The organism is Psychrobium sp. MM17-31, from assembly GCF_022347785.1.
Lineage (GTDB): Bacteria > Pseudomonadota > Gammaproteobacteria > Enterobacterales > Psychrobiaceae > Psychrobium.
The window spans coordinates 445,528-456,811 of sequence record NZ_JAKRGA010000004.1; the positions used below are offsets into that span (position 1 = coordinate 445,528).

Here is an 11,284-nt window from a genome sequence, read left to right on the forward strand (position 1 = left end):
CATGGAGTGATAATTTCGCCGTGACAAGCATTCCACTTTTATGGATGGTAATTCAACGCATATATTGATCAAACAGAATTATCGATTCATATCACAGTTTTTTGTTATGACCTAGGTCCGATTTTTCGTAACATTGACTCAACCTCTCAATTCACCTATCTTTAAAATTACTTGACACTTATGTCAAATTTAATCAAATAAATGTCACCAGACTGACTTATTAACGAGTTAGCGTTATTGAGTGACAATAAGAGCGACAAAGCAATGGCGAACAATCAGATCCAGTTTTTACTCAACGATACGTTGACGACGTTGAGTGGCATCGATCCTAATACGACGATTTTACAATATTTAAGACAGCATCAGCACAAGAGTGGCACCAAAGAAGGCTGTGCCTCAGGTGACTGTGGCGCTTGTACTGTAGTAGTGGCAGAAGCTGTTGCTGGCAAGTTGCGTTACAAGAGCTTGAATGCCTGTATTAGCCTATTGCCAAGTCTGCACGGCAAACAACTCATTACTGTCGAAGATTTACAAGATGGCGAATGTCTCCACCCAGTGCAACAAGCGATGGTGGATTTTCACGGCTCGCAATGTGGTTTCTGTACGCCGGGCTTTATTATGTCGTTGTTCGCGCTACATAAGAATTTCCCTGAGCCGAGCAAGCATCAAACACTAGAAGCGCTGGCTGGCAACCTGTGTCGTTGTACCGGATATCGCGCCATTGTTGACGCGGCGGCCGCGGCGAAAAATCATGGTGCCGATCAATTTGATCGCAACGCAGAGCAGACTATCGCAACTCTAAACAGCATAACTAAAGATGCAATGGCTCAGCTGTCACAAGGTGCTGAGCAAGCATTCAGCCCTTTAAGTCTGTCGCAACTAAGTCAAATTATGCTGGATAATCCACAGGCGCGTTTAGTGGCTGGTGGTACGGATATCGTACTTGAAATTACCCAAATGCATAAAAAACTCGGCACTATCGTTTATGTGGGGAATGTGCCTGAGCTACAGAAGTTTGAAGAGCACGACGACAAGTTTGTTATCGGTGCTGCACTGCCATATAGCGAATTTACCCCGCATCTTGCTGCGCATTATCCTGAGTTTGGCGACATGATCGAGCGTATCGGCTCATTGCAAATCCGCAACCAAGGCACCTTAGGTGGCAACATCGGTAATGCCTCTCCGATTGGTGATACACCGCCGGTACTCATCGCCCTTGATGCGAAATTAAATCTGCGTTGTGGCGATGAAGTACGTCAAATTCCGCTGCAAGATTACTTTGTTGATTACAAGGTAACGTCACAACAAACCAGCGAGTTTATCGAAAGTATCGAAGTGCCTAAGCCTGCTAGCAAGGCTCAGCAGCTTAAGGTGTATAAGATTTCTAAGCGTTTTGATGACGATATCTCGGCGGTATTAGCTGCCTTTAATCTAACTATTGAAAATGATGTGATCACAGATGCACGTGTGGCCTTTGGCGGTATGGCAGGCATTCCAGCCCGTGCTGCGCAGTGTGAGCAAGCGTTAAATGGTCAGCCGTTTACTCAAGCAACTATCGATGCGGCGAAAGCTAAGCTTGGCAATGATTTCACGCCAATGAGTGATGTGCGCGCCTCGAAAGATTACCGCATGACAGTAGCGCAAAACCTATTGCAAAAAGCCTTTATCGAAATTTCTCAGCCACAAACTAATACGGGAGTTGTGCAATATGCGTAAGTTAGTTGATTTACCGACGAAAGAGTCGAGCAAGGTGGCTGGCAAAGTTGGTGTTTCTCACAAACACGAGAGTGCGGATAAACACGTTAGCGGTAAAGCCGTTTATATCGATGATCGCCCTGAGCGCTCGGAGCAACTCCACGGCGCTATCGGTCAGAGTACCATTGCTCATGGTATCGTTAAGTCGATGGATTTATCGAAGGTTAAAGCACATCCTGGCGTAGTGGCGGTTATTACTAGTGGTGACGTACCGGGTAAAGTGGATATTGGCCCTGTATTTGGCGGCGATCCTGTGCTGGTGGAAGAGAAAGTTGAGTTCATGGGACAGGCGTTATTTGCGGTCGCAGCAACTTCTCATGAAGCGGCGGTAAAAGCGGCTAAGTTAGCGGTTGTCGAATATGACGAGTTAACGCCGGTGTTATCGGTAAAAGATGCGCTAGCAAAACAAAACTTTGTACGCCCAACCCATACACAATCTCGTGGCGATGCTGCTACGGCGATTAGCCAGAGTGATAATAAGCTGTCTGGCGAACTGCAAATTGGCGGTCAAGAGCACTTTTATTTAGAAGGTCAAATTTCTGTGGCTGAGCCAACGGAAGAGGGCGGTATGTTGGTGTATTCATCGAGCCAGCATCCATCGGAAGTGCAGATTTTAGTCGCGGAAGTTTTGGGCATTCCATTTAACAAAGTAACTATCGACATGCGCCGCATGGGTGGTGGTTTCGGTGGTAAAGAAACGCAAGCTGCACCTTGGGCCTGTATTGCTGCGTTGCTTGCTAATAAAACTGGCCGCGCGGTAAAAATGCGCCTTAACCGTCACGATGATATGACGGCAACAGGTAAGCGTCATCCGTTTGAAAATACTTACAACGTAGGTTTTGATGACGAAGGCATGGTGAAAGGTATCGAGTTTACCATTAACGGTAACTGTGGTTATTCGCCTGATTTATCAGACGCTATCGTCGATCGCGCGATGTTCCACAGCGATAACGCCTATTTCTTAGAGCACGCCAATGTGGTGGGTAATCGCTGTAAAACTAATACAGTGTCTCATACGGCGTATCGTGGTTTTGGTGGTCCGCAAGGGATGATTTCTATCGAAGGTGTGATGGATGACATCGCCCGTAAAGTCGGTAAAGATCCATTAGAAGTTCGCAAGCTAAACCTTTACGGTCAAGATGAGCGCAATGTGACCCACTATGGTCAAACGGTTGAGCACAATATCTTGCCGATGATGATCGACAAATTAGAAAACGATTGTGAATACCAAGCTCGTCGTGAAGCAATTTCTAAATTTAATAAAGAAAATCAGTTTATTAAGAAAGGTATCGCCCTAACACCTGTTAAGTTTGGTATCTCGTTTACCGTACAACATCTTAATCAGGCTGGCGCGTTGATTCATCTATACACCGATGGTTCAATTCAGTTAAACCACGGTGGTACCGAAATGGGACAAGGTTTAAATACCAAAGTCGCTCAGGTAGTTGCACAAGAATTCCAAGTAGATATCGACAATATTTTGGTGACGGCAACCCGTACCGATAAGGTACCAAATACCTCACCAACAGCGGCATCATCAGGAACTGACTTAAACGGTAAAGCAGCACAGGCGGCTGCTAAGACTATTCGCGGCCGTTTAGTGGAATTTGCCAGCGAGCATTTCGAAGTGACGCAAGAGGAAGTTATTTTCAAAGATAACTTCGTGCATATTGGCGACAAAACTATGGCCTTTGCTGAGTTAGTGCAACTGGCTTATATCAACCGTATTTCACTGTCATCGACAGGGTACTACAAAACGCCGAAGATCCATTACAACCGTGAAAAAGCCAATGGTCGTCCATTCTTCTACTACGCCAATGGCGTGTCTTGTTCGGAAGTAGTGATTGATACGCTAACGGGTGAATATAAGGTTGAGCGAGTAGATGTATTACACGATGTCGGTGATTCACTTAACCCTGCTATCGATTTGGGACAAATCGAAGGTGCCTTTGTCCAAGGTATGGGCTGGTTAACGACAGAAGAATTGATGTGGAATGAGCAAGGCCGCTTATTATCTAATGGCCCTGCCACCTACAAGATTCCAGCTATTGCCGATATGCCTGAGCATTTCAACGTTGAATTATTGCAAAACGAGCCAAATCGCGAGGCGACTATCTACAATTCGAAAGCAGTAGGTGAACCGCCGTTTATGTTGGCTATTTCGGTGTGGTCGGCACTGCGCGATGCGATTTCGTCGGTATCTGATTACAAACAAAGCCCTGTGCTGCATACGCCAGCAACGCCTGAGCGCGTGCTAGATGCTGTCATGCAGATGCAGCAGGATTAGTTGAGGTAACTATCTCATGAGTATGACCCCAAACAGCCACTGGCTCGATGCCGCGCAGCAGTTATCACAGCAAGGACAAAGTTATGTACTTGTGACTTTGTTAGGAGGCTGTTGTAGAGAGTGTGGCTCTGCGTCGCAGGATTATAGTCGGACTAATATGGGATTCGTCTCATGAGTATGACCCCAAACAGCCACTGGCTCGATGCCGCGCAACAGTTATCACAACAAGGACAAAGCTATGTGCTTGTGACCTTATTAGGTGTGCGTGGCTCTGCGCCGCGCGATAGTGGTACTAAAATGGTGGTAAGTGATAGTGCGACTTTCGACACCATCGGCGGCGGTCATCTCGAACACAAGGCGACGCAAATTGCCCAGCAGCTAATTCGTGATGGACAAAGTGGTCAGAAAATTGAGCATTTTCCATTGAGCGCCAAGCTTGGCCAATGTTGTGGCGGCAGCACCAGCGTATTGTTCGAAACCTTTATCAATACCAATATCAATGTGATGATGTTTGGCGCTGGCCATGTTGGTCATGCTATTGCGCCAATGCTGGCGGGATTACCAGTTAATTTACATTGGGTGGATGAGCGCAGCGATTTATTTCCAGCGCACAGGGCGCGTAATACGCATCATATTGTTAGTGAAGTGCCAAGTGATGAGGTCGCTAGCATGCCGCCGAATAGTTATTACATCATCTTGACTCACAATCATCAGCGAGACTTTGATATTACCAGCGCCATTTTAAAGCGTGGTGACGCTAAATATATCGGCTTGATTGGCTCAGATACTAAATGGAAGCGTTTTAAGCAGCGTTTTAGTCATCGCGGTTTCACCGACGAGCAGATAGCTAGCATCACTTGCCCTGTTGGCTTGAGTGATGTACCGGGCAAGTTACCGATGGAAGTGGCGGTGTCTATTGTTGGTCAGGTGATTAACTTGTATCAGCAAGAGCTGGCACCAGTACCTCACAAGCAAGGGGTGCAATGGGATGAACTCAAGCAAATGCTCGATGGCAAGATCGAGACAGAACAATTAGAAAATAAGTGATTAAAGGAAATTAAAGCACCATGAACCAGCAGCAGTTACACCAACATTTCACACAGCATTATGTCGATTTAGCACAAGCGCGCCTTGGTGGCGAAACTCTGGCGTGTAGCGATGACTTCTTTGCGGAAATGGAAAATCTTATTAAGCCGGGACGCGGCGTGTTTATCGAAGATAAATACACGGATCGCGGCAAGTGGATGGACGGCTGGGAGTCTCGCCGTAGCTATGGTCGTGACAACGGTCGTGACGAAGATTGGTGTGTGATCCGCTTAGGCGTTGCTGGTGTTATTCGCGGTGTCGATGTCGATACTAATCACTTTAAAGGTAATGCGCCGCAATCGATTATGGTTGAAGCGACTAATACCACAGGTAGCCCAGAGAATGCTGAATGGCGTGTGATTGTAGCGCAAAGCGATACCAATGCTCATAGCCAGAATTTATTTGAAGTCGATTCAGATCAGGTATGGACGCATGTGCGCATCACCATGTTCCCTGACGGCGGCATCGCTCGTTTCCGCGTTTATGGCGATCCAGTATTGGATATGAATAACTTTGTGGCAGGTGAGCTAATTGATTTAGCCGCCATTAAAAACGGCGCTCGTGCATTGATGTGTTCAGATATGTTCTTTAGCGATAAGAACAACCTCATCATGCCGGGACGTGGCGTAAACATGGGTGATGGCTGGGAAACCAAACGCCGCCGCGATCCAGGCCCTGACTGGTCAGTGGTTAAGTTAGCTACCCGCGGCGTGATTAAAAAAGCCATCATAGACACTGCGCACTTTAAAGGTAACTTCCCTGACACGTTCAGCCTAGAGGGTTGTGTGAGCGATGATGAAACTGTATTAGCAGGTGAAGCACAATGGCAATCTGTTATCGAACGCACCAAGCTATTTGCCGATCGCGAACATTTGTTTATCGATGAAATTTGCAATAACGAAACAGCCTTTACCCATGTACGCCTAAACATCTTCCCTGATGGTGGTGTTAGCCGTATGCGGTTGTTTGGAAGTATCGCGTAGTTAGCTCCTTTGAGTTTTGTAGTTGTATGACGTGCAAATACGCATGATGTACTAATGGAGTGCGATCAAGTGCCCTTGATTAGTTGTCTATCGTAATTGAATTGTTAGAAGAAAAAATCATGGATGATTTTTTAGATTTTTCCGCAGGATGCGGATAAAAATCGGTTTCGTTAAGACAATTCGGTTGCGATAGATAAACAACTAATTGGGGCTCGCCTTTTTTGGTTACTTTGTTGTAAGTATCGTCCTGATACTTATCGCTTCGCGACCTGCTGCGCAGTCCTAGAATATTCCAGATATTCTAGTGGCGACGCACAAATTGGTCTGGAACCAATTTGAACAGCCGTAGGCTGCCCGAAGGGGAAAACACAAGGACGTGTTTTCTAAAAAAAGTAACTGGCGTGCGAATGACATTGCTCTTTGGATAGATTGGACTAAATCACACGTCAAAACGGCTCCATAGTTTAAGGCGAAAGATAGCGGGCAGTAGATATTGCACGTCATAAGGTGCGCTTTATGAAAGGATTACGAGAAAAAATATGAATTATTTAGACATCAACAAACAATCAGAACAAGACGCTACTCATGCATTTATGCAGTGTTGCACCTCAAGCACTTGGGTGAGCAAAATGGTGGCATCGCGACCGTACAACAGTGCTGATGAACTTTATGAGGCAGCAAACCAGCACTGGATTGGTTTGGACGAAAAAGATTATTTAGAAGCCTTTGATGGTCACCCGAAAATTGGTGACGTTAATAGCTTGCGCGCTAAGTACGCTAACACCAAAGAGCTAGCGGCTGGTGAGCAGTCGGGGATGAGTGAAGCCGATGAGCAAACCATCAACGAATTAGCGCAAGGTAACAGCGACTACGAAGCTAAGTTTGGTTTTATCTTCATTGTGTGTGCGACAGGTAAGAGCGCAGCGCAGATGAACGAGTTATTACAAGCGAGACTTGGCAACGATCGCGACACTGAACTTCGCAACGCCGCAGAAGAGCAACGCAAAATTTTTCATATTCGATTAGCGAAATTGACATAAGGAATTGAAGATGAGTCAAATTACTACCCACATTTTAGATACTACGCGCGGCACACCAGCGGCGAATGTGCCAATTACACTCTTCATTAAAGTTGGTGATGAATGGCAAGAAATGTCGACTGGCGTAACTAATGACGATGGCCGTATCGGCGGTTTGTTGGCTGATAGTGTCGTGTTAGACGCTGGCACCTATCGCATGCACTTTGATACTCAAAGTTATTTCGATGCTAATAACGAACAAGGTTTCTATCCATACGTTGATATCGTGTTTAACGTCGATGGCAGCGGTAGTCATTACCATATTCCATTGCTATTAACGGCTTACGGTTATTCAACCTATCGCGGAAGTTAAGCACGATGGAAAATATGATGATGCAAGCCAAGCCGCTAACCCAAGAAGCTTTCTCCGCTTTTGGTGATGTTATTGAGGTCAGCGATAACAATGAGCATTTTGCCATTAACCAAGGTTACACCACCCGTCATCACAAGTTGGCGGCGGTTGAAACCATTGGCGATGGTGCGCAGGGCATTATTAGTATTTTCCGCTCTACGCCATTGGCGCTGCCGATAAAGATCGGCATGATGGAGCGTCATCCTCAGGGCTCGCAGGCCTTTATGCCGTTAAGTGACAATCCTTATTTAGTGGTGGTTGCGCCAAAGGGTGAGCTAGATCTGCGTAAAATCGAAGTCTTTTTAGCACAATCACATCAGGGTGTGAATTATCACACCGGAACCTGGCATCACTTCTGTTTAGCCCTCAATGAAGTGAGTGATTTTTTAGTTGTCGATCGCTGCGGCGCTGGCAACAATTGTGACGAAGTGACAATCGAAGAGCCACAACAAATCACAATAGAATTTTAATTTTAGTTTTTAATGAGTTACACAATGAACAACACAACCAAGGCCTTTCGCGGCGAAATTCTTCACTTTTTAAGCGATCCGGCAAAAGATGAAACCAATAGCTATCAACATTTCGCTGATGGTGTTTTAGTCGTTAAGAACGGCTTGGTTGAGCAATTAGGCGAGGCGCAAGATATCTTGCCAACCTTAGCCGATGACGTTGAAGTGACTGTTCATGATAATGGCATTCTAATGCCGGGTTTTGTTGATACTCATATTCACTTTCCGCAAACTGAAATCATCGGCTCTTATGGCGAGCAGCTATTAGAATGGTTAGATACCTATACTTTTCCAACGGAAGCGCAGTTTGGGGATAAAGACTTTGCGTTGCCACGCGCACAATTTTTCTTAGATCAGCTATTACAGAACGGTACCACTACGGCGCTAGTTTTCGGAACAGTGCATCCAGAATCTGTCGATGCCTTTTTCGAGCGCGCAGAAAAAATGAACCTGCGTATGATCTGCGGCAAAGTGATGATGGATCGCAACGCGCCAGACAATCTAACGGATACGGCGCAATCAAGTTATGATGAATCAAAAGCACTCATTGAAAAATGGCACGGTAAAGGCCGTTTACATTACGCGGTAACGCCGCGCTTTGCGCCAACCAGCACTAGTGAGCAGCTACATAAAGCGGGCGATTTACTCAAAGAATATCCAGATGTGTTTATGCATACCCATCTTAGTGAAAATGAAAACGAGTGTGCGTGGGTAAAAGAGCTATTCCCAGAGTGTGAAAACTACTTAGATGTTTACGACAAGCACGGCTTACTAAGCAAACGCAGCGTATTTGCTCATGGCATTCATCTGTGTGACAGCGAGTACCAACGTTTATCGGATACTGACTCGTCACTGTCATACTGCTCAACGTCAAACTTATTCTTAGGTAGCGGCTTATTCAATCTTAAAAAGGCGGAAGCCTATAACGTCGATGTGGGTCTAGGCACTGATGTTGGGGGCGGCACTAGCTTTTCACAGCTGCAAACACTCAATGAAGCATACAAAATTCAACAGCTGCGTGGCGAAAAGCTAACAGCACTGAAATCATTTTTCCTCGCCACCCTTGGCGGGGCACAAGCACTAGATTTAGACAGTAAGATCGGTAACTTCGAAGCAGGTAAAGAAGCTGATTTTGTCGTGCTTGATTATCAATCAACAGATTTAATGCGCGTGCGCATGAACAAGTCAAAAGACTTATTAGAGCGTCTGTTCGTCATGACAACACTAGGTGACGATCGCGCCATTAAAGCCACTTATGTGATGGGAGAGCAAATGCACGATCGCGATGCTCCCAAGCAGAGTGCGCTCTAACCTCGTTATAAAACAGAGGTAAAAAATTATAACAATTCACATCATGAGGGTCGCGGTGACTACTCAGGTGCAGGATTGATTGGAGTAGTAGGAAATGGATCCTTATATTACTGAATGGCTAAACCTGATATTGAGGTTTGCCCACGTGATTACGGGTATAGCATGGATAGGTGCATCCTTTTATTTTGTGTGGCTGGATAATCATCTGGAAAAACCGCCACAATGGAAGAGTGACAAAGGCATAGGGGGAGATCTCTGGGCCATTCACGGTGGTGGCTTTTACGAAGTCGCCAAATACAAACACGCGCCAGAGCAAATGCCCAAACTGCTCCACTGGTTTAAATGGGAAGCCTACAGCACCTGGCTAACAGGCTTCGTCTTATTAGCACTGATGTTTTATCTCGGTGCTGAAACCTATCTTATCGATCCGTCGGTATCTGACATCTCGCCAGCATTGGCTATCACTATTGGCCTTGCAAGTATCGCAGGTGGCTGGTTAGTTTACGACTTACTATGCCGCACTAAACTCAGTGAGCACGGTGTCGTTCTTGGCATCATCTTAATGGTGCTGATCTGTGGTCTCTCTTACGTCCTATCACAAACCTTTAGCGCACGTGGCGCATTCATGCACGTTGGCGCTGTGGTCGGTACTATCATGGCAGGTAATGTGTTCTTCACCATTATGCCCTCGCAACGCGCCTTGGTCAGTAGTGTTGAAAAGGGCGAACCTGTAGATCCTAGCTGGGGAGCCAAAGCTAAATTGCGCTCAACCCACAATACCTATGCAACACTGCCTTTGATCTTCATAATGATCAGCAATCACTATCCTATGATCTTTAATCATCAATACAATTGGGCTGTGTTGATGGTGATCTTTATTATCACTGCCGCCATTAGACAATACTTCGTAGCAAGACATAAAGGTAATGAAAATAAGATGGTATTAGTAGCCGCTGCGCTATTAACTGTTGCGCTGATGATCGCTATTGCGCCTAAGAAAATAGAGACAAGCGCGCAAACACCGCAAAATACTATTGAAGTAGCACAGGTTAAAAGCATCATTAACGAACGTTGCACCGCATGTCATTCTAAAAAGAATACCGATCAAATCTTTACCGTGGCTCAAGGCGGTGTGATCTTAGATACCTTAGATGATATGAAACGCTGGGCACCACGTATTCAAGCTCGTGCAATAGACGCTAAGGATATGCCCTTTATTAATAAGACGAAGATGACGGGTGAAGAACGTAGCTATATAGCGCAATGGATCGCTCAAGGCGCTAACGTTAAATAAAACTATTATTAAACCCAACCTTATAAAAAATGAGCATGTCAGCAGCTAACCTTGCCTGATATGCTCATTTTCTCGTCTTAAAAGCCAACTTTTTGTGATCTCAAACCATTTTAAGCATCAAACTCATAAAAAGATCAAAAAAGCCCTTGCCAAGTTAAATTGGATCTCTATAATGCGCATCCACTGACACGGCACAACGGCTTCTACTAAGGAGTTAAGAGCAAGTCAGCGAAGAAAATAACGATTAAATATTTTTAATAAAAATTTAAATTAGTTGTTGACTTCAAATCGGGAATGCGTAAAATGCGCAACCCGAAACGCAGAGAAGCAAAGGCTTCAACGCGGTTCTCTCACCAAGTGGTGATAGAGATAAACGTTCTTTAAAAATTAGTATTCAAATAAACTGTGTGGGCATTTGAAGTTAAGAATCACTTAAGTAATTTATTACTTTGGAACTTAATGACAATGCCTATGCAAATAGACAGAATTCATTGAGAACCTAAATCAAATTTTAATTGAAGAGTTTGATCATGGCTCAGATTGAACGCTGGCGGCAGGCCTAACACATGCAAGTCGAGCGGAAACGAAGAGTAGCTTGCTACTCTGGCGTCGAGCGGCGGACGGGTGA

General features: G+C 45.3%; 9 protein-coding genes and 1 rRNA gene. All 10 read left to right on the forward strand.

Annotation, left to right across the window (positions count from 1 at the left end):
• The first annotated feature begins 237 nt into the window (after nt 1–237).
• Nucleotides 238–1,716 (forward strand): xanthine dehydrogenase small subunit, encoded by a 1,479-nt coding sequence (gene xdhA / locus MHM98_RS14665; RefSeq protein ID WP_239440104.1) that lies wholly within the window; start codon nt 238–240, stop codon nt 1,714–1,716.
• Nucleotides 1,709–4,042 carry a xanthine dehydrogenase molybdopterin binding subunit gene (gene xdhB, locus MHM98_RS14670; RefSeq protein WP_239440105.1) on the forward strand — a complete coding sequence of 778 codons (2,334 nt, stop codon included), beginning with the start codon at nt 1,709–1,711 and terminating at the stop codon, nt 4,040–4,042. The genes xdhA and xdhB overlap by 8 nt, the downstream gene beginning before the upstream one ends.
• 171 nt (nt 4,043–4,213) lie before the next feature.
• Nucleotides 4,214–5,089, forward strand: coding sequence for a xanthine dehydrogenase accessory protein XdhC (xdhC, locus tag MHM98_RS14675; protein WP_239440106.1), 876 nt, complete (start codon nt 4,214–4,216; stop codon nt 5,087–5,089).
• 20 nt (nt 5,090–5,109) lie between these two features.
• Complete coding sequence (alc, locus tag MHM98_RS14680) at nt 5,110–6,111, forward strand: allantoicase (protein ID WP_239440107.1); 1,002 nt, start codon at nt 5,110–5,112, stop codon at nt 6,109–6,111.
• 539 nt (nt 6,112–6,650) lie between these two features.
• On the forward strand, nt 6,651–7,151 hold the full coding sequence (gene uraD / locus MHM98_RS14685; protein ID WP_239440108.1) for a 2-oxo-4-hydroxy-4-carboxy-5-ureidoimidazoline decarboxylase: 501 nt from the start codon (nt 6,651–6,653) through the stop codon (nt 7,149–7,151).
• A 10-nt stretch (nt 7,152–7,161) separates the two neighbouring features.
• Nucleotides 7,162–7,503 carry a hydroxyisourate hydrolase gene (gene uraH, locus MHM98_RS14690; protein WP_239440109.1) on the forward strand — a complete coding sequence of 114 codons (342 nt, stop codon included), beginning with the start codon at nt 7,162–7,164 and terminating at the stop codon, nt 7,501–7,503.
• Nucleotides 7,504–7,520: 17 nt separating this feature from the next.
• Entirely contained in the window at nt 7,521–8,012 is a 492-nt protein-coding gene (locus MHM98_RS14695; protein WP_239440110.1) for an ureidoglycolate lyase, read from the forward strand.
• A gap of 24 nt (nt 8,013–8,036) precedes the next feature.
• Nucleotides 8,037–9,362, forward strand: a complete 1,326-nt coding sequence (gene guaD / locus MHM98_RS14700; RefSeq protein WP_239440111.1) for a guanine deaminase — start codon at nt 8,037–8,039, stop codon at nt 9,360–9,362.
• 94 nt (nt 9,363–9,456) lie between these two features.
• A complete protein-coding gene (locus tag MHM98_RS14705; RefSeq protein ID WP_239440112.1) occupies nt 9,457–10,656 on the forward strand; it encodes a urate hydroxylase PuuD in 1,200 nt (399 codons plus the stop codon).
• A gap of 512 nt (nt 10,657–11,168) precedes the next feature.
• Nucleotides 11,169–11,284 (forward strand): 16S ribosomal RNA (locus tag MHM98_RS14710); the annotation flags it as partial.

Excerpts from the sequence above, each read along its gene's own strand:
- alc (WP_239440107.1), top strand. The coding sequence starts at position 5,110 with ATGAACCAGCAGCAGTTACACCAACATTTCACACAGCATTATGTCGAT.
- MHM98_RS14705 (WP_239440112.1), top strand. The coding sequence starts at position 9,457 with ATGGATCCTTATATTACTGAATGGCTAAACCTGATATTGAGGTTTGCC.
- xdhC (WP_239440106.1), top strand. The coding sequence starts at position 4,214 with ATGAGTATGACCCCAAACAGCCACTGGCTCGATGCCGCGCAACAGTTA.
- MHM98_RS14695 (WP_239440110.1), top strand. The coding sequence starts at position 7,521 with ATGATGCAAGCCAAGCCGCTAACCCAAGAAGCTTTCTCCGCTTTTGGT.
- xdhB (WP_239440105.1), top strand. The coding sequence starts at position 1,709 with ATGCGTAAGTTAGTTGATTTACCGACGAAAGAGTCGAGCAAGGTGGCT.
- guaD (WP_239440111.1), top strand. The coding sequence starts at position 8,037 with ATGAACAACACAACCAAGGCCTTTCGCGGCGAAATTCTTCACTTTTTA.
- uraD (WP_239440108.1), top strand. The coding sequence starts at position 6,651 with ATGAATTATTTAGACATCAACAAACAATCAGAACAAGACGCTACTCAT.
- uraH (WP_239440109.1), top strand. The coding sequence starts at position 7,162 with ATGAGTCAAATTACTACCCACATTTTAGATACTACGCGCGGCACACCA.